The following is a 19,259-nucleotide window of genomic DNA, read 5'->3' on the forward strand; positions in this document are numbered from 1 at the left end:
CGCTCATCGGGTCGGAAGGGGCGAGCTTCCCTTTTGTTCACACCATTCCCTAGAATTTTAAATATAGTATTTCCAACATACTTAAAGGAGTGCCTGTCATGCAATTGCAAAAAATCTTCAACACGGAAGCCCCTAACCGTTCGACACGCATCATCGAAGGCGAATGCTCCGGCATTCTGAACTGGAATGACATCCGCATGCCGCACATGTACAAGCTGTACAAAGTGCTGCTGCTCAACCACTGGATCGCGGATGAAATCCCGATGTCTAAAGATGCGCAGCAGTTTCCGATGCTGGATCCCGAAGAACAGCGTACGTTCAAAATCAACATCGGCCTGCTGGCAGTGCTGGACTCGATGCAGACGATGTTCGTGGGCGATGTGAAGCGTTATTTTACCGACTCCTCTCTGGAAGCTGTCTCCGCCATCATCGGCCAGCAGGAAGTCGTTCATAATCAATCCTATTCCTATGTACTGTCTTCCCTGGTATCCGATCAGGAGCAGAAGGAGATTTTCGAGTACTGGAAGCATGATCCGGTGCTGCTGGAACGCAATACGTTCATCTCTGATATCTATCAGGAATTCCGTGATGACCCAAGCCCGCAGACCTTCTTCAAGGCTATGGTCGCTGACTTGATTCTGGAGGGTATTTTCTTTTACAGTACATTTGCCTTCTTCTACAATCTTGCGCGTGACCAGAAAATGATGGGTACGAGCCAGATGATCTCCTACATTCAGCGTGACGAGAATCAGCATTGCTACTTCTTCGCTGAAGTGTTCAAGCAGCTGCTGGTTGACTTCCCTGAGCTGAACACACCGGAGAACATGGATTATGTATACCGCACGATCGACCGTGCCGTTGAGCTGGAGACCAACTGGGCCCATTATACGCTGAAGGAAGTTCGCGGCATTGATCTGAACGAGCTGTCCGATTATATCAAATACACAGCTAACAAGCGCCTGCGCCTGATGGGCATGGAGAAAGCTTACGAAGGTGTGGACGTGAACTGCATGCCTTGGATCAAGCCGTTCTCTGATGAAGCCCTGAACGCTACCAAGACCGACTTCTTCGAAGCAAAGTCCCGTAACTACGGCAAAGTAGGCGATGACAACGGATTCGACGATCTGTAAGCCTTCGGCCCGACCGCAACAAAAATCGGTTATTATATATAAGTATGAGGCAGATAGCAGCTTCATATCCTGCACACAAAAAAGCGGCAGCTCCTATACGTAGGAGCTGCCGCTTTTGTATATGTCCACAACGATTTCATCCCGTATCCGGGTTTATACGACGGTCTCCTGCTCCCTGCCTGTCACCAATGACTTACGCTGCCATGCCTTGCCCTTCCAGCGGAACCAGAGGAGAATCCCCCGCAGCCACTCATCTGCGATAAAGGCAGCCCATACCCCGTACAATCCATAACCAAGGTAGATCCCCAGCAGGTAGGTCAAAGGTACGCTGAATACCCAGGTTACCACAATCGAGATCACCATCGGATACCGGGCATCTCCAGCCGCCTGCAGGGAACGTTCCAGAATAATGTTAAAGTTGCGGCCAGGCTCCAGAATAAAGCTTAACAGCAGCAGAGATGCACCAAGTGTCACGATGCCGGCATCCCCGGTGAAGAGACGCATCAGCGGCACACGGAACAGGACCATCACTACAACAGCCATGATGGTAATAAACTGGCTGCGGATCAGGTTACCCTGCACCTGCCTATAGGCTGTCTCCTGCTGGCCGGCGCCGATCATATGACCTACGATAATCTGTCCGCCCCGCCCCAGCGATACTGCCAGAATCATCACGAAGAACATAATGTTCTGGGTGTAAATTTTGGTTGCAAGCATGGATGCACCCAGTGCCGAGATCAACGCTGTCGTAACGAACTGATTCGCTGAATAAGACAGCGATACTGCGGAGGAGGGCAGACCTACCCGCAGCACTTTCCCCACATGATCACGCCGCCATCGGAACATGCTGCTCCAGCGAAGGTGGACGCCGGCCGTACGCCGCAGCAGAATCAGATTAATGAGCAGGCCGATCGTCTGGGCCAAAGCTGTCGAGATGGCTACGCCCATGACGCCAAGCTTCGGGAAGTCGCCCGGACCATAAATAACCAGATAGTTTCCGGCAATGTTCAATACGTTCATCCCCAGGGATACCAGCATCGTCTGCCTGGTATATCCGTGGGATTGAATCATCGCCGTCACCACAGACAGGAGCGCCTGAATGACCAATGCTCCGCCGGCAATCATCAGATATCCCTGTGCCTGCTGCATAAGGCTGCTCTCCAGGTCGAAGATCCCCAGCAGCGGGCCGCTGAATGCCATCACTAATACGCTGACAAAGACCCCGAACAGGAAGTTCAGCCCGAGCGAAGAGCCTGCCAGCTGACCTATTTCCTGCTGCCGGCGCGCGCCGAGATACTGGGAGATGACCACTGCTGAGCCCAAGGCGACAAAGTTAAACAGCAGCACCCCGAAGGAGATAATCTGATTCGCTACACCAACCGCGGCAACCGCTCCGTCCGAAACTTTACTGAGCATGAAGGTATCCGAGGTTCGCAGCAGCATCTGCAGCGCTGATTCAATGAAGATGGGCCAGGTGATGGCAAAAAGGGACCGGGTCCCCAAGGATGACGCAGCTGGCAAGGGTTTCCGGTCCATTATAAGCTGTAGGCCTTTCGCATTTTAGCCAATCCGTATGAGGCTGTCTCAAGCGCGCTTCGATCGCCGTATTCGCTGCGGAACAGCTCCAGGGACAGATACCCCTCATAGCCGGACTGGTGCAGCTGGCTGGCAAAAGCATATGAAGGCAGCAGCCCGTCCCCGGGAAAGACCCGGTCGGAATCACGAATATACGTCTGTGGCGGAAATGACGGATAATCGTTCACATGTACAATACCGATCCGCTCACCCGCAATCCGTGCCAGGGAAGATATTTCACTGCCTCCGGTATACATGTGGAACGGGTCCAGCAAAATCTTCGGCTCTTCCACTCCGCTGGCCTTCGCCACATACAAGGCATCCATGATATGGTAGAGCTGCTTCGCCCGTCCCCAGAACTCCAGATACGGCTCGACTCCATGGCTGCGCGCCGCTGCGGCCAGCACGGCGTAGGCCTCTGCCATCTCATCCAGCGGAACGCCCTCCACCTCCCCATACGGCGGAGCGGCCGCCGCCTGACACCCGATCGCCGCCAGCATCTCCAGCTCTTGTTTCGCCTGTTCCAGCCCCTGCCGGCGTGCCTCGGGATCACGGTCTGCCCATGCCCAGAAGGCAATCGCGTTCACAACTTCGATTCCGGTATCCGTAATATACTGCTTCAATCCGGATAGACTGCCGCCTTCTGACACATAACTTTCAATGTCCTTCACCCACAGCTCAATGCCCTCATATCCGGCCTTGGCTGCAGTATGGATCTGTTCCTTGACGCCAAGGCCGAATGGAATCAGTGTAGATGTATTTAAAGCTGGTTTAAAAGGAAACATCGTATCGCCTTCTTTTCCTGTTACTTTTCTTGAACCCCGGCAGTGTATTCAGCCCGCTGCCGTCAGGGTGTGAATGCTACTCGTCTCTGCTCACGATGGCTCAGCAGGCCCAGCTCAATGACCCGGATCGCCATTCTTGCCTGCTCCGGCTGCACGGCCAGTTCCGCTGCTCCTGTGATAGCATCGTAGACGTTCTGATAGAACGACGCGTAGGACCCCGGCAGGGTCCGCACCCTGCTCCTCAGATCCAGCCCGCCGCTGCGCGTATGCAGGATGCCCCACTGCTCTTCCGGCTCTTCGCCCCAGCCCGGCTGCCCCGGCAGCAGGCCGCTGCGCAGCTGGTTCTCCTGAGGGTCTTCCCCGTATTTAACAAAGGCTCCCTCTGCGCCGTAAAGGCGATACCGGGAAGCCGGTTCCAGGGCAACCAGTGAGGACTTCAGGCTTACTTTGAAGTTATCCTCATATCCCAGCGATACGTCAAAATAATCAAAAGCCCGCGTATGCTCCCGTTCTGTCCGCAGTTCAGCCTGAACTGTCAGCGGCAGTCCAAACAGGGTAAGCGCCTGGTCGATCAGATGGACGCCAAGGTCGTAAAAGGTTCCGGAGCCTTCCTCGCCCGCATCCCGCCAGCGTTCCGGATTGGCCTGCGGGCTGAACCGGTCCCAGCGCAGTTCGGCTTCCGTCATACGGCCTACTTTCTGCTGCGCTACAATCTCCTGAAGTGTAAGGAAGTCGCCGTCCCAGCGGCGGTTATGGAACACGCTCAGCACTTTCTCCTGGCGGCGGGCCAGCTCAATCAGCTCATCCGCCTCTGCTGTCGTGGCTGTGAATGGCTTCTCGACCACCACATGCTTGCCGGCCAGCAGTGCCTGCCTGGCAATCTCGTAATGATTGGTGCTTGGTGTGGTGACAATCACCAGACGGATCTCTTCATCAGCAAGCAGCGCTGTCAGGTCCTTCACTGCCTGCACGCCGGGATCATCCTGTTCACAGGAGCTGCCGCTGCGCTGTACAACTTTCCGGAGCGCAAGTCCCGGCACAGTGCGGATGACAGGCGCATGAAATGTACGGGCTGCAAACCCGTAACCTACAAGGCCTGCTTGTATCTGTTCTCTCACAGTCATCCTCCTCTGTATGTTATTGGACATGGACGTTGAACAAAATCCGGTTCGCCGGATACAAAGTCTCCGTCTCCTTCACAGGTACCAGATTACGATATACCGGATTGTTGTATCTGCGGCGATATTCAGTCGCTGTCATCCCTTTGACCGTCTTGAACAGCCGGCTGAAATAGTTCTCATCCGCGAAACCGACATGGTAGGCCACTTCCTTGATGCTCCACTCTTCGTAGAGCAGCAGCTGGCAAGCCCGCTCGATCCGCCGTTGAATGATAGTCTCCCGCGGTGTTCGACCCAAGTACTGCATAAAGGAGCGGGAAAAATGCTCGTGGGACCAGCCGCTGCGGTTCGCCAGCATTTCCACGGCAATCGGTTCTTCTATATGCTCATCAATATAATCCAGGGCTTTTACGATCTGGGACGGCAAACGTTTGATCTGTGCCCGTACCGGATCGTCGTACAGCTGTCCGTTCAGCTCTGTCAGCAGGGTCAGCAGCATGGCGCTCCCCCGCTCCTGCAGCCGGGTCGGGTATGCATAGGAAATATAGAGAATCTGTTTCATCATGCCGACCAGCAGCTGGTCGTCAACCGGGATTACGCTCGCTTCCCCGGGACGAAGCATCGGCAGCAGTTCCAGTGCCTGATGCGTGTCCGGCAGACCAAAATGAATGAACAAATGCCGTGCCGGCTGCTGTATATCATATTCATAGGTATGTGATTCACCCGGTCGGGTAAGGACAAAGCTCGGTTCATCCAGCGTATAGGCCTGATCCCCGATCCGGTAGATGCTCCTCGAAGCGTCAGGAAAATATAACAGCTCGTAATCCGGAATGGTGCGGGGACCGAGACCGGACCCCGCCTTTTTGGCGATATCGCCGACAATATGGATCAAGGGCAGCTGAACAGGGGCAGATGCTGTGCCCTTGACCGTATGATGAATGGTGCACATAGAACCCCCTCCTTCTTAACAATCAGATCTGTGATTCAACGAGTTATGATTCAACCAGATCCATCGCTTTCAGATTGCGATAGCTGATGGCCAGACTCTCCAGCGGGTCTCTCCTGGACTGGTCCTGCTCCACGACAAGCCATTGGGTACCTACCTGTTCGGCCGCTTGAGAAATGGCCCGGAAGTCCAGGATACCTTCGCCGATCTCGGCAAAGAAGGCCTCCTCCCCTTCCTCTGCATCTTTGATGTGCAGCAGGGGACAGCGGTTTTGAAGTTTACCCAGATACGTGACCGGGTCAACGCCGCCCTTATAGGCCCAATAGGTATCCAGCTCCAGCTTCACAAGCTCGGGATCCGTCTCGCGCAGCAGAATATCAAGCACAGCTTCCCCCTCGAACTGCTGGAATTCCCAGTCATGGTTATGGTACAGGAACTGTACATTCCGGCTGCGGAACTGCCCGCCGATTTCGTTTAGCTTGGCTGCCTTGGCGATGACGTCCTCTTTGGAGTCAAAACGCAGGGATATGGCTGCAAAACGGCCCCCGTCTACCTTATCCAGATAATCTGCAATGACATTCGGATCGAAGTCAAAACTGTCAAAACCGGTATGGGTTCCGACAACCTGCAGGCCGAGCCGGTCCAGCAGCGCTTTTTGTTCCTTGATCGTCATGCCTTCCGGCGGACGGCCCAGTTCAATACCGCGGTAACCAATTTCTGCGATTTTCTCCAGGGTACCTGTATAATCTTGAGCCAGCTGCTCCCTAACGGTGTACGGCTGCACTGCTACCGGGAATTTTCTCATTGTGACACGCTCCATTCCATGTTTGATTTCAGTGTGCTCTATGATTAATCCAGCAAATAATGCTTAAGTCCCAGCGGCAGCGGAGCTGGACGCTCAATGGCAGGCTGCAGCTCGATATGACGTCCGGCCTGCGATGCCTCGAAAATACTCAGCGAGATATCCAGTACATGACGTGCCAGCTGCCCGCTTGCCCGGTTGGGTCTGTGATTCAGGATCGCATAAGCCATGTCCGCCACCCCCATACCCCGTCCCTCCTCAGCGTACGGATGGGTATGCGGAACCTCCTTGGTCTGGCCGTTCGGGAATTGAATGGATACCGTTCCGCCGAAGAAGTTCGGATCCGGCACATACAGGATTCCTTCGGTTCCATAGATCTCCATGCGCGGAGAATACCCAAAGGCTTCCTTCGCTGCCTGCAGGCTGCCTACAGCACCGTTGGCAAAATCCAATACAGCGGTCACATTGGTTGGGGCCTCAATCGGTACGGTCTCGCCATAAGCCGGCGACTTGGGATTATTAATGGTAATTTCACGGTGCAGCTGCTGGGCCGAACCGGTTACCCGGCGAACCGGCCCTAGCAGGGCTACCAGTGCCGTCAGATAATAAGGTCCCATATCCATAATGGGATCTCCGCCAAGTTTCAGAAAGTTGCGGAAATTTGGATGCATGCCGTTCGAGGCATTCCCCATGATAATGGTAGCGCTTGCACCATAAGGGGTGCCAATCCAGCCGTCATCGATTAACTTGAGGCAGGTCTGGATGCCTGCTCCAAGGAACGTGTCCGGTGCACAGCCGACCAGAAGGCCTTTGGATTCTGCCAGTGCCAGCACCTCATCCGCATCCTCGCGGTTCAGGGCGAAAGGCTTTTCTGTATATACATGCTTCCCCGACTCCAGCGCTCTCTTGTTCAGCATGGCGTGGACCGCCGGTGCGGTCAGGTTCAAGACAATTTCAATCTCAGGGTCGTTCAGCAGTTCTTCCACCGTGTATACATTCGGTACCTGAAACTCCTCTGCCCGCTGACGGGCGAGCTCCGGCACCAAATCTGCAACAGCTTTAACTTCGATAATGTGATCCAGCATGCCGGTAAGGTTTTTAAGATAGATATGACTAATCACTCCGGTGCCAATGACACCAACCTTGATTCTGCGCACGATCTCATCCTTCTTTCGAGTTGAATTTGGGCGTGAACCCATTATCACCGATTGCCGGGCACAACTCAATGGACTATAGATGACTAAAACTGGACTTATTTGATATTTTGATGAAGTGTCCCTTTTGCCCGTTCCCAATTGTTATATAGATATGAAAATACAGCAAAACGAAAGGAGGAAGATCTATGGATGAAGAGATTGAAGCCTGCATCACCCGTGTTCAGAACGGCGAGACCGACCAGTACACATTTATTGTCCAGCGTTTCCAGCATCCAATATTCCTCTATTGCTGGCGTCTTATGGGTAACAGGCAGGATGCCGAAGATGCGGTCCAGGACATTTTGGTCAAGGCCTTCGAGAATATATACAGGTACAGACCTGATGTCCGTTTTGCTTCATGGCTGTATAAGCTGGCCTACCATCACTGTCTTAATCTGCTGCGCCGCCGTAACTTCCAGCGAAAGCTGAAACTTGTTTTATTTGATCAAGAGACAATTGTGCACAACCCTGATTATGACATCGAGAAAAGTCTATTCAGTGAGCCGCTGAGCCTGGCGCTGCAGAAGCTGACGATCGAGGAACGCAATCTTCTTGTACTGAGAGTGTTTGAGGAGAAGCCTTTCGGGGATATCGGTATCATTATGGGCAAAAGCACGGAGGCGGTAAAGAAAAAGTACAGCCGGACCCGGGCCAAGCTTATGAAGCAGCTCCATACCATTGAGGAGGTACAACAATGTCTGAGCTACGAAACTTTGAGCAGGACCAAAGCCTGAAATTCATGAGTCAACTGAACGAACAGTCTGCCACGGTGCAGGCCCTGGACGTGACTGATGCCGTGATGAGCAGGGTTCATGCTATTGAGCAGCGCATTCCTGAGCGGAAACGTATGCTCCTGCGGCCTCGCTTTGCCGTACCGGCTGCAGCTTCTTTCCTTGTCCTTGGGGTGTCCTTATCCGGTTATGCTGCTTCCCAGTTCATTGAATTTCGCAATAGTCAGGCAGAGATGATTCTGAACACAAATCAAGCTCCGCCAGCCACCAAGTTCGGTCAGCGCTATACAGACTTGTTCCAGATGTACAGCAAGCAGGTGAATGCACAGCTTCAACCCGGTGATTATGCCGCCTATTATGTAAAAGACGATATAATCGCCAAGGCCGATCAGGCTAATCCGGTCAAATTTGAATATAAAATAAAAGAGTTTCCGAGCTTCAGCAGCCTTCAGGATGAAATTCAGCGAACTCAAGCGCCTGTGCTGAATTACCCTTCCCAGCTCCCTGCAGGCTACCGGTATGAATATGGCTATGTCCACCCTGAAGATCTGTACCCGCAGCGTTCCAAGAATGCCGAATATCGAATGCTAACGGAAGAGCTTGTTGGCCAGTCCAAAGCTTCAGCCTCAGACGACAAGCTGTTCTTAAAAAAAATGAGTTGGAGCAAGGCAGACGCGACCTCCATGCGCTTCTCAAAAGGGAAAGATGATTATGTCGTCGTTATGGCGCATTCCATACCGGCTGATTCCGGGCTAACAACCGTAATCCAGGGTCCGTACGATACAGCAGAAAAGCTGTCCATCCGAGGCACCGAAGCGTATTATATCGCCTCAACCGAAGACAAATTGGGTTCGGCCATCGCTTACAGCCGTAACCGGCTTGGCTGGAAAGATGAAAAGCGTGGGCTGCTGATCGAAATCTATGACAGTCCCTCCAGCCAGCTGACCAGACAGGACCTTGTCCAGATGGCAGCCAGTATGCTCTCGGCCCCCTGACAAGAGCGGCAGTTTCGCTAAATCTAGAACCTTCCGGCCAACGGATCACACGGTGATCATGAATTCATTTCGTAGCTACGTATTTAAAATTCTTTATTTTTCACTATACCTTTCCACCAGGCTCGAAGATATAATGTTATCAAAATGATGACTATCATCCCCTAACAGAAAGGTTGTTACCATGCGAAAAATCATCTTTACGGCTGCAGCAGCGCTCCTGCTCACACCGTCTGCCCCCTCCCTGGCCGGAGCGGACGTGTCTGCCAAAACCTCCGCAGCTTTCTCCGACCTAAAGGATCTGGACGCTGCAACCAAAGCCAAATTCGATGCCATGATTCAGGCGGGAATATTCAACGGGTTGAGTGAGGATCATTTTGGACTACAGGAGGAAATGAATCGTGCTCAATTCGCCAAAGTAGCGGCGCTGATCATGGGTCTCCCTGTTAACTCCTCAACGTCCAAATCATCTTCTTTTAAGGATGTTACCGCAGATGATCCGGCAAACGGTTATGCCCTTCCTTATATTGAAGCCCTGAAGAATGCTGGCATTACGAACGGTGTGGGCAACGGGAAGTATGATCCCAGCGGCAAGGTTACCATGGAACAGCTGGCTGCTTTTCTGGTTCGCTCGCTTGATCTGAAGGTGAAGAATGATGCATCTGTAGAGGGGAAAATCAGCCCGTGGGCGACCCAATACGTAGCTGCAGCTATCGAGAAGGGTCTGATTGACAGCCCCGCAGATACCGCGAACTGGCAGGGTAACGCTAACCGAAATGACCTGCTTTTGTCCTCCTATGAGTTCAAAACCCAGGTTGATCCGCTTAAGCTCATCCAGACAACAGCTACTGATCAGCATCAGCTTGTGCTCACCTTCAGTGCCTCTCTGGATGAAACCCGGCTGGATCTGTCCAAAATTTTACTTAACGGCAGGCCGCTAATCCAGCTTAAAGCCCATGTTCAGCTGTCCCCGAACGGCAAAACGCTGACGGTTATATTTGATGAGGCACTGCCTGCTGACATTCTGGCCAATCCTGTTCTCTCCATTGGCGGTCTGCAATCGGTGGCTGGAAGGGTGCTCCAGACGGACCAGCCTGTCAAGATCGAGAATGCCCATCTTCTGCCTGCACCACCGCCAGTTACGCCGCCTGCTCCGACGCAAAATAACCCTGCTCCAAGTCTTCCTCCAAGTAGCGGCGGCTACACACCGCCAGCGGATACAACGGCACCAAAGCTGCTCTCTGTTCAGCGAAGAGGCAGTGAGAGCATCGTAACCCTAACCTTCTCTGAAGCCCTGGACCGCAGTCATGCCGAGAATGCTGCTTCTTATACATTAGTCGGGCCGTACAATCAATCTTATGACCTTCCGCCGAATAGCATTATCAGCTTATCGCCGGACCAGAAGAAGGTCCTGGTCCAGCTGCCCGCCGCCTTCATATTGGATGAGATCCATTATTCTGTACCTTCCTTCTTCACCAGAGGGCAAATTCAAGTCAGCGGCATAACGGATACGGCGGGTAATGTAGTGAGTCCGGCTGTTGTTCCGGTTGAAGCTGTTAATCCGGGGCTTGGCCAGACGGTCAGCTTTGTCAAACCATCCGCTTCGACCGGGAACCTGAACACAACCCAGCCGAGGATCGGAGAGCATGCAGAAGATATCGCCTTTAAGTACCAAATTTCAAATCAAGCCATCCCTGCTATCATCGGTTTGCGTTATAACTCAGACGAGAACGGTTCGTTAGGCTGGAATACAGGAGATGACAGCGACACATTGAGCGAAGATGTGCCTGTACCGGTTCTAAGTGAGGGCCCTGCTGTGATCACCGTGATCAGCTATCATCCCGGGAGTGGTGAGGTGATCGGTTATCAGTCGTTTGAAATTTCAGAAGATCAGGTTCTTCGCGCCTTCCCGTCACCGGAGCTCTCTGAACCTATTACCTTTACCATTTCTGATCCCGTGGCATCCCAATGGTCCGTGTCTTACAATCCCTTGCCTGAGGGACATAAGTATTACTATTTGACGATAAATAAAACCGCTGATATTGGTCAAAAGCGTTCAGAAAGCTTTGAATGGCAGGACGCCCGTGAGCTGAAGTCAGGAGAGGTTACCCAGCTGTTTCTTGGCACCTCGCCTATAACGGTCATGGAGACCGACAGCAGTGATACGATTCTGGCTTACCATGTATTTGAATATCCAGATGTACCTAAGGAGTAGATACAGCAAAACCGCCCGGCAGGTATGGCCGGGCGGTTTATTGGCTTGTAATCACTTTTCAGGGTGAAGCTGTACCGATTGGGCTTCTGTCAGCGGGTTCCACAGCCACTTAATGCCGATCGTCAGCGGCTGCGGCAGCTTCTGTGCATCTTTGCCAAAGACTGAGGTTTGTTCATAGGTCATGTCCCCTTTAGAGTTGTGTCCAGCGATGCTGCCCCCACCTCCAAGTTTGTGTCCGCTTCCTTCAGCATCAGTATAGGTGTCTGACAGCTCGATCCCTTTCCCATAGCTGCTGGCAAGTGGAGAATGGACTTTAAACAGAAAAGCATCTTCCCGGTTTCCTGTGCTTTCACTTTCTATAGAAAACTGAGCATTGGCGAGCTCTGGAGCCTTCATGATTTTCTCTTGACTCAAATCTACGACCAACTCACTCTGATCCTTGTCCAGTGCAGAGATGCCCGCTACAGCAAACTCAGCCTGATCCCGCTGCTTCAGCTGGCTCGGCTTGAACACCAGGGTCATATCATACAGGGGCTTGCTGTAAATCAAGCGGTTATAATGCATGTCTGAGCTGACATAACCAAGCCGCTCACTTCTGCCCTCGTCGGCTCCCTTAAGCACTGGATAAATCAGTTCAAAAATCTGCTCCTGATTATGCTTGTCATAATTCAGATCCACATAAGAATTCAGCGGAGTATAGGTTACCTGTTCAATCTGAATTTTTTGGCCCTTTACCGTTAACGGCTGCTCCGCCTTATACGTCTGAATCCGATCCTGCAGCATGTTAAGGTCGAGGTCAAAGGTTACATCTAGAGTGGAGGGGTCGCCACCTGCTTCCTTGTACACATTTACTGCAAAATTGGCCTCACTGCCATACTTGGCTCCGGGAATGAGATTTGCAGAAAAGGTCAGATAGCCTGTCTTGCCCGGATCAGCATCGCTCGTACTTCCTCCTTCACCCAATTCAGCCCCGAAACCGTCTACTTTAACTCCGCCATATGTCAGCGACCTGGGAGTTATGTAGATAGATTGATCCGTGTTATTGTGCAGGCTGATCAAGATATATAGCTTTCGCCCATCGGTTACTGCACCCGTCACATCCAGACGAACCCCTCCCTTTTCCCCACTCTGGTAAACCGGTTTAACAAGTTGATTCTTCAAGGCCAGCGCCAGTGTCGGATCATGAGCTCCCATAAACGGCTGAAATCCAACCCAGCCCGCAGGATCGCTGGTATGCACCACCCCCGCGGTCACATCATTTTCTGTCTGCTGCACATAAGTCCATACGAATAGGAATGCCAGAACTGCCGCAGCAGCACCCAGACTATAACTATACCGGCGCCGCATACGCTGTTTCCTCCCTTTCGCCGCTCCCCGGGATACGGCAGCCTGCAGCTTCATTTCCGGCAGTGCTGCGGCTCTTTGCATGACATCCCGGGCATCATCCATCAGCACAGATTGTTCTTTATTTTCTATATTCATGGTCATTCACCCCGCTTGTCCTTCATCATAAGTAAGCCCGAAGCTGCTTCAGACCTTCACGCAGCCATGTCTTGACAGTTCCCTCCGGCTTTTTCAGCACGCTGGCAATCTCGGCCATCGTCATATCCTGATAAAACCGGAGAATAATGACATGCCTGTATTTGGGTTTCATCCGCTCCATGGCCCGTTCCAGATCCATCCGTTCATTGCTTTGCATCTCACGCGCTGCGGCTTCTTCCTTCACCTTCTCTGCCGGGAATACACGCTTCCTGCGTCTCAGCTCATCCATGCAGCAGTTGATCGTGATCCTTATAAGCCAAGGACGTACAGACTGCTGATCCTTCAGCTTGTGGCGTTTCGTCCACGCTTTGCATACCGCTTCCTGCACCGCTTCCAGCGCGTCCGCTTCGGTTCGCAAATAACTCAGTGCGATCGCATACAAAGTGCGCTGCTCCTCCGCAAGGAGCCGTTGAAAGATATCCTCCTCCCCCAGCTCCTGACGGAGCATGCTGATCCTGTTCATGGTGTTATCCACGTTCTCCCCCCTTATTTTCAGCTTCTGTACCGGTACGTGGAGGAGTTCCTCATCCATCGATTCCTAAGTAAGACGGAGCATGCAGCCAAAACGATTGATTTTCCTAAAATAATATTTAAAACGCAAGAAAAAGAGCCAGACCCCATTCAGCCCCAGCTGCCTGTTGTCCAGCCCCATCTCCATGGTCTACCGCGATTTAATTTGCTGGTACTCAGTAAGTCTATTATAACGGGGTGCTCCGGAACTCCTCCACAAATTCATTCAGCCAGTCTTCACCATAATCCAGGGCTCCGGATTGACTAGGGACAAAGTCTGCGTCCAGGCTTATTATCCACAGTCTCCGGGCAGCCATAAACCAACGGATCGCCTCCTCTTCCTGAGCAGAGAATTCTCTGATCTCCCGATACCCTGACATCAACGCTTCCCATAGCCGTTCCTGTCCTTCCGGGAGCTGGCGTTTTCTCCCCTTGACCTGGGCTAGATCGTAGGCACGCCATCCTGGATAGCAGTCCTGATCCGGTAGGTATCATTTAACCCCCGCAGCCAGTACACGCATTCCGTCCAATGTCCCAGACTGTATAAAGGCTCCAGCACCTTCTGGAGATAGTGAGGATTCAGAATAGAACTTACAGCAATGGGTTCCATCGTCTGATCATACTCCTTTGAAAATGATTCCCTTAATTATACAGTTAACTTACCAAAGGGTAAGCGATAAACTCTGTCTTAAAATCAATCGCCCAATATATCTGTAAAGCATTGCCGATAATCGATATTCGATGGGATGATTCAGCAAACAGCGCTGGACTTCGCCGCGTGGACACTGCCGATCACCTTCTGTGCAGCAGGCACCAATATCCTGCTTCGCAGAGCGACGGTGTAAACAATCGGACTGAACAACAAAAATCCCCGGGGCTGCGGAAGCAGGCCCCGGGGATTTGGCAATGTTACAGGAATAGCAGCAGCAAGAGAGCAATCAGCGCAGGAGCACCCTGTGTCAGCCATATCGATCGCTTGGCTGTTGCCCCGCCGAAGAGAGCAGCCACAACAACACAGCCAACGAAGAACATCTGAATCTGCCATCCGATTGTGGCATCCGGATAGAACAGGCCCCAGATTAGTCCTGCTGCCAGAAACCCATTATACAGACCCTGGTTCGCAGCCATCGACCGGGTGGATTCTGCCTGCTGCTTCGTCAAACCAAAGGTCTTCATTCCCCGTGGAGAGTCCCATAAGAACATTTCCAGAATCATAATATAAATATGCTCTACCGCAACTAAACCTACAAAAACAGCACTTAACAATCGGCCCACCTCAACGATCAGGTTTTATTTTCAATATAGTATACTTCGGATCGATACATTTGTAACGCAATTTGTTTGTATGCAATCAATATGGATATATTTCATTACTATTCCTTTGGCTCACAGGGAACTGAAAGCTCAAAGCCGAAATACATACATGCAATTAAAATAGACCTGTCAAATCAAGGAGGAACCTTATGAGTAAGTTCGGATTATTTGGCAAGTTCACCGTAGAGGAACATCAGCGGGAAGAGCTGGTGCGCATTCTGTTGGAGGCGGCAGCGTCCATGCAGGACTTGGAGGAATGCGAGAACTATGTGGTTCATACTTCCGCACAGGATCCCCGTGCAGTCTATGTCCATGAAGTATGGACCAGCGAGAATGCCCACCAGGCCTCCTTGCAGCTCGAAGCCGCACAGACTCTGATCCGGCATGCCAAACCCATCATAAAAGACGTGGAACGAGTCTGTCCCCTGATCCCGCAAGGCGGAAAAGGCATTTCCTGAACAAGCGGAGTTCCTTCATTTGATTTCCCGTAAGCCGTTCCAATACAAAGGGCGGTTTCGGTCGCCTCTCCATGAGGAACCGAAACCGCCTTTAGTTTTAACTTAAGCCTGTGTCACCGGTGTCTCCTGATGTTTCTTCAGAAATTCAAGCATCCGCTTGTATACCAGCACCTCATTCGCGCGGCGAGAGAAGCCATGGCCTTCATCCGGCAGCAGCAGATACTCGACCTCTGTGCCTTTCTCCTGCAGTGCCGCCACCATCTGGTCCGACTCTGCCTGTACAACGCGCGGATCATTCGCACCCTGAATGACCAGCATCGGCTTGACCATTTGATCCAGGTACGTAATAGGGGAGTCCTTCGTCAGCCGCTCCCTGTCCTTTACCGGGTCACCCAGCCACTGTTCCATGATCGGCTTCCAGTCTTCCGGTACAGACTCCAGGAAGGTGAACAGGTTGCTCGGTCCAAAAATATCCACCGCTGCCCGGAAATAATCCGGATGCCGTCCTGCCAGCAGCAGAGTCATGTATCCGCCATAGCTTCCGCCTACAATGAACAGGCGGTCCGGCGATGAAATCCCCTGTTCAAACAGCCAATCCAGACCCGCAACGCAGTCCAGACGCGGCCCCTCTCCCCAGTCGCCCTCTACCATTTTGACAAAGGCAGATCCGTATCCTGTGCTTCCGCGGAAGTTCGGAGCGAAAATATGATAGCCATAGGCAAGCAGGAACTGGAACATCGGACGGAAGAATTTGCCCTCTGAAGCCTGCGGCCCGCCGTGCGGCCAAAAGATCGTATAGCCGTTAGCCTGCTCCGGCTTGGCTCTGAACAGCAGCGCTTCAATCTCCAGCCCGTCGAAGGAGTTATAGTGAACCACTTCCGGATAAGACAACGAAGCCTCATCCAGCCCGGTCACTACATTCTTCGTCATGGCCTGCCAAACGCCGTCCTGCAGACGATAAATATTATGCGGCTGCACCGCTCCCCGGCCGAGAATATACACATTGCCGGATTCCTTTACTACCGCCTGCTCCACAACGTCTGTCGGCAGCGCGACAGCCTGCCGCTCACCGGAAGCCGGATCCAGCATGTACATCCGGTTCTCGATTCCAAGGTCTGTCCAGATATACAGCTTATGGTCATTTTTGCTCCAGGCAATATTCGAGATCCCCTCGCCCTCAATTACGTGCAGCTTCCGGAAGACACGGGAAGACAGCTTGAATTCAGCGATATAAGCGTGCTCATCCTCATAATCTGTAATAAACACAACTGTATCCGGATCGGTAAAGATAAAGTCACCCATCACCTGCGGCTGATCCGGGTCCGGTGACAATTCCATTGTTTCCCCTTCAATCACGGCATACGATGTCTGATACGTATTAGCATAGATACGTGAATAAATCAGTGTCTTCTCATCCGGGCTGACAGCAGCCAGCATGGTCAGCTTGCCGTCACCGGACTGGAGGAGTTCATCCTCACCGCTTGCAATATGACGAACCCGGGTATTGAGATAGTTGGGGTTTCCTGCCGTTGTACAGTAATAGATCCGCTCACCATCTTTGGACAAATGGGCAAAGTAGTAACGGTCCTTGGTATCTCCCTCAATCAGCTTCAGCGGCACGCCGCCTTCCGGCTTCAGCGCATGGATATGATATTTCTCGTCACCATCCCGGTCGAAACCCGCCAGTATGTAGCGGCCCTTCGGATCAATTTTGAGAAAATCACTGCTTTGGTTCAGGAACGTCAATGGATAAGGATATCCCTGCGACAGGTCCATCGCCCATACGTTCGGCTGACCGTTCAGGTTGCTGTTAAATACGATGCGGCTCTCATCATCACTCACGGCAAAATGACGAATGACATAGGTCTGAAAATACTGCTCAATGTCCGGCTGCGGAAAACGAATCATAGTGTACCTCCCAAAATTGGTTAATGGCAGAGCTGGAGCACTTACGTCAAAAAAAAATTATAATCATGCTAAAGCAAAAGATTCGTCATAAAATCCCCCGTTCCTTCCTGACATCCACAAATCGTCAAAAAAAATTTCATGTCGAATTATGAAAAGAGCTGCCGATGCTCGGCAGCCCTGTACCCGTCACTTTCATCTTTATAAAACACATTCAGCAAAGCACATTCCATCTGGGCTCCTGCATACATTGTTGTTAGGTCTCAGCCTATCCAACCAACAGTTCAAGAGGAGGTCCCCTATGAATCCCGTGTATCCCTATTACGGTTATAAGACGGTCTGCAGCGAGCAGCCCGTTGCCTTTCCGCCGCAGGAGCAGCGCTTGCCTGGTCTGGAGAGCTGCATGAAGCCCCGGCCGATCAGCGAGAATCCGTCTTACCGAGGCAGCGGCAAGCTCCAGGATAAGACCATCCTGATTACCGGCGGCGACAGCGGCATCGGCAAAGCCGCCGCCATCGCCTGCGCCAAAGAGGGAGCCGACGTTGCCATCGCTTATCTGTGCGAGCGTTCGGATGCCGAAGAGACCAAGCAGCGGATTGAACAGCACGGACGGCGCTGCCTTCTGATCGAGGGTGATCTCCGGCTGAAATCCAATTGTACCGATGCTGTTGAACGTACGATCCAGACCTTTGGCCAACTGGACGTCCTCGTCAACAACCACGGCGTCCAGTTTAGACAGACCAGCCTGCTGGACATCACTGAAGAGCAGCTGTACACCACATTCCAGACTAACATTTTCTCCTTCTTCTTCCTGACCCAGGCGGCCCTTCCTCATCTCCAGCAAGGTGCCTCCATTATTAACACCGCTTCCGTCACGGCTTATCGGGGCAATGAGGAACTTATCGATTATTCCGCTACCAAGGGTGCCATAGTTACCTTCACACGCTCATTGGCCAAAAATCTGGCTGGTCAGGGCATCCGTGTGAATGCCGTTGCTCCCGGCCCGGTCTGGACCCCGCTCATTCCTGCCAGCTACCCGGCGGATCAAGTCTCCACCTTCGGTACGGATGAACCGCTCGGCAGAGCGGCGCAGCCCTACGAGCTGGCGGCAGCCTACGTATACCTGGCCAGTGACGACTCTACCTATACCACCGGGGAATGCATCCACATTAACGGCGGCGGCATGGTCACCACCTGAGCCTCACGCTTCTGAAAACTATGAACGAATCATACCTGCCTGCATGGGGAATCCGCCGGTATGCTGCAGCATCTCGATCTCCCGCAGTACCCAGGGCAGCTCGCTCAGGGTATCAATGACCATATGCGCGCCGGCTTTGCGCAGCAGCTGGGCGGAATGATGCCGGCTCTCCTCATGCGGAATGCTGTCGGATTCAGCAGACAGGCCTGCTTCTGCCTGGCGGTTCACAAGTCCAACCGTCCACACACCAGCATTCCTTCCTTCCTGCATATCCGCCGCTGTATCCCCGATTTTGAGGATATCCGTCAGCGGATACACATGCAGACGCCGGGCATTCTCATACATCATCCATGGATATGGACGGCCATTGTTCTGCACCTCGCATGGGCTGACCAGACTGTCCAGCACCAGCCGATGGCGTGACTCTGCCGGTCCCCGCAGCCTGCGCAGCATATCCGAGGGAAAGGCCGTCGTTGAACCGCACTGGATACTGCGCTCCTGCAGCTCTGCCAATGCCCGGTCCATTCCCGGAAAAGGCTCGCCGCTTGACGGCAGCAGAGAAACCAATACTGGCAGCAGCTCCACATACATCTGTTCAATATCAGGACGACCCGGCTCATGCCCGAAGGCTTCATGCCATCTTGCTCTTACATCAGCCAGACGCAGAATGACCGCAATATGCTCCCGGATCGGCAGTCCGCGTCCGGTCTCCGCCTGCCGCGCCGTGATCTCGATCCCTTTCCAGCGGAATATATCCATGATGCCCTGCAGCAGCTTCTGTCCCCTGCAATCCGCGATCATACTGTCCCAATTAAAGATGACGGCCTGTATCATGTGTACCC

19 protein-coding genes are annotated in these 19,259 nt (G+C 52.7%); 6 read left to right on the top strand and 13 right to left on the bottom strand.

The features are described 5' to 3' along the window. The first annotated feature begins 98 nt into the window (after positions 1-98). On the top strand, positions 99-1,130 hold the full coding sequence (locus Q5741_RS09740) for a ribonucleotide-diphosphate reductase subunit beta (protein WP_305023897.1): 1,032 nt from the start codon (positions 99-101) through the stop codon (positions 1,128-1,130). Positions 1,131-1,283: 153 nt separating this feature from the next. On the opposite strand, the gene Q5741_RS09745 is transcribed toward Q5741_RS09740, so the two are convergent. The 6 genes from Q5741_RS09745 to Q5741_RS09770 all read right to left on the bottom strand — a co-directional run bounded on the left by Q5741_RS09745 (position 1,284) and on the right by Q5741_RS09770 (position 7,513). Further along, the gene (locus Q5741_RS09745; protein WP_305023898.1) at positions 1,284-2,633 is read right to left on the bottom strand and encodes an MATE family efflux transporter; all 1,350 of its coding nucleotides are present in this window, start codon (positions 2,631-2,633) and stop codon (positions 1,284-1,286) included. A 32-nt stretch (positions 2,634-2,665) separates the two neighbouring features. Continuing rightward, on the bottom strand, positions 2,666-3,490 hold the full coding sequence (locus tag Q5741_RS09750) for a sugar phosphate isomerase/epimerase family protein (protein ID WP_305023899.1): 825 nt from the start codon (positions 3,488-3,490) through the stop codon (positions 2,666-2,668). Positions 3,491-3,552: 62 nt separating this feature from the next. Further along, the gene (locus Q5741_RS09755; protein ID WP_305023900.1) at positions 3,553-4,608 is read right to left on the bottom strand and encodes an oxidoreductase; all 1,056 of its coding nucleotides are present in this window, start codon (positions 4,606-4,608) and stop codon (positions 3,553-3,555) included. Positions 4,609-4,627: 19 nt separating this feature from the next. Next, positions 4,628-5,557 (bottom strand): AraC family transcriptional regulator, encoded by a 930-nt coding sequence (locus Q5741_RS09760; protein WP_305023901.1) that lies wholly within the window; start codon positions 5,555-5,557, stop codon positions 4,628-4,630. A 43-nt stretch (positions 5,558-5,600) separates the two neighbouring features. Continuing rightward, positions 5,601-6,359 (bottom strand): sugar phosphate isomerase/epimerase family protein, encoded by a 759-nt coding sequence (locus Q5741_RS09765; RefSeq protein ID WP_305023902.1) that lies wholly within the window; start codon positions 6,357-6,359, stop codon positions 5,601-5,603. Positions 6,360-6,403: 44 nt separating this feature from the next. Beyond that, on the bottom strand, positions 6,404-7,513 hold the full coding sequence (locus tag Q5741_RS09770) for a Gfo/Idh/MocA family protein (RefSeq protein ID WP_305023903.1): 1,110 nt from the start codon (positions 7,511-7,513) through the stop codon (positions 6,404-6,406). A 185-nt stretch (positions 7,514-7,698) separates the two neighbouring features. Here Q5741_RS09770 and Q5741_RS09775 point away from each other — a divergent pair, with 185 nt between their 5' ends. From Q5741_RS09775 to Q5741_RS09785, 3 genes are all read left to right on the top strand, one after another. Continuing rightward, complete coding sequence (locus Q5741_RS09775) at positions 7,699-8,286, top strand: RNA polymerase sigma factor (protein ID WP_305023904.1); 588 nt, start codon at positions 7,699-7,701, stop codon at positions 8,284-8,286. Next, on the top strand, positions 8,247-9,278 hold the full coding sequence (locus tag Q5741_RS09780) for a DUF4367 domain-containing protein (RefSeq protein WP_305023905.1): 1,032 nt from the start codon (positions 8,247-8,249) through the stop codon (positions 9,276-9,278). Before Q5741_RS09775 ends, Q5741_RS09780 begins: the two co-directional genes overlap by 40 nt. 181 nt (positions 9,279-9,459) lie before the next feature. Beyond that, entirely contained in the window at positions 9,460-11,490 is a 2,031-nt protein-coding gene (locus Q5741_RS09785) for an S-layer homology domain-containing protein (protein WP_305023906.1), read from the top strand. 51 nt (positions 11,491-11,541) lie between these two features. Here the strand turns inward: Q5741_RS09785 and Q5741_RS09790 are convergent, their stop codons facing one another. The 5 genes from Q5741_RS09790 to Q5741_RS09810 form a co-directional block, all read right to left on the bottom strand. Further along, on the bottom strand, positions 11,542-12,972 hold the full coding sequence (locus Q5741_RS09790; RefSeq protein ID WP_305023907.1) for a DUF4179 domain-containing protein: 1,431 nt from the start codon (positions 12,970-12,972) through the stop codon (positions 11,542-11,544). A 25-nt stretch (positions 12,973-12,997) separates the two neighbouring features. Next, positions 12,998-13,495: an RNA polymerase sigma factor gene (locus Q5741_RS09795; protein WP_305024059.1), complete on the bottom strand. Its 498-nt coding sequence runs from the start codon at positions 13,493-13,495 to the stop codon at positions 12,998-13,000. Positions 13,496-13,730: 235 nt separating this feature from the next. Then, entirely contained in the window at positions 13,731-13,922 is a 192-nt protein-coding gene (locus Q5741_RS09800; protein ID WP_305023908.1) for a hypothetical protein, read from the bottom strand. Positions 13,923-13,984: 62 nt separating this feature from the next. Then, the gene (locus Q5741_RS09805; protein ID WP_305023909.1) at positions 13,985-14,152 is read right to left on the bottom strand and encodes a hypothetical protein; all 168 of its coding nucleotides are present in this window, start codon (positions 14,150-14,152) and stop codon (positions 13,985-13,987) included. Between the two features lie 299 nt (positions 14,153-14,451). Continuing rightward, positions 14,452-14,808 carry a DUF1304 domain-containing protein gene (locus Q5741_RS09810; RefSeq protein ID WP_305023910.1) on the bottom strand — a complete coding sequence of 119 codons (357 nt, stop codon included), beginning with the start codon at positions 14,806-14,808 and terminating at the stop codon, positions 14,452-14,454. 197 nt (positions 14,809-15,005) lie between these two features. Here Q5741_RS09810 and Q5741_RS09815 point away from each other — a divergent pair, with 197 nt between their 5' ends. Further along, positions 15,006-15,314, top strand: a complete 309-nt coding sequence (locus Q5741_RS09815; protein WP_305023911.1) for a putative quinol monooxygenase — start codon at positions 15,006-15,008, stop codon at positions 15,312-15,314. 102 nt (positions 15,315-15,416) lie between these two features. On the opposite strand, the gene Q5741_RS09820 is transcribed toward Q5741_RS09815, so the two are convergent. Next, positions 15,417-17,222: an alpha/beta fold hydrolase gene (locus Q5741_RS09820; protein WP_305023912.1), complete on the bottom strand. Its 1,806-nt coding sequence runs from the start codon at positions 17,220-17,222 to the stop codon at positions 15,417-15,419. A gap of 298 nt (positions 17,223-17,520) precedes the next feature. Between Q5741_RS09820 and Q5741_RS09825 the strand changes: the two genes are divergently transcribed. Further along, entirely contained in the window at positions 17,521-18,417 is an 897-nt protein-coding gene (locus Q5741_RS09825) for an SDR family oxidoreductase (protein ID WP_305023913.1), read from the top strand. Between the two features lie 18 nt (positions 18,418-18,435). On the opposite strand, the gene Q5741_RS09830 is transcribed toward Q5741_RS09825, so the two are convergent. Then, positions 18,436-19,251: an HAD family hydrolase gene (locus Q5741_RS09830; protein ID WP_305023914.1), complete on the bottom strand. Its 816-nt coding sequence runs from the start codon at positions 19,249-19,251 to the stop codon at positions 18,436-18,438. Positions 19,252-19,259: the final 8 nt, after the last annotated feature.

Source organism: Paenibacillus lacisoli (genome assembly GCF_030580655.1).
Taxonomy (GTDB): Bacteria; Bacillota; Bacilli; order Paenibacillales; family Paenibacillaceae; genus Paenibacillus; species Paenibacillus lacisoli.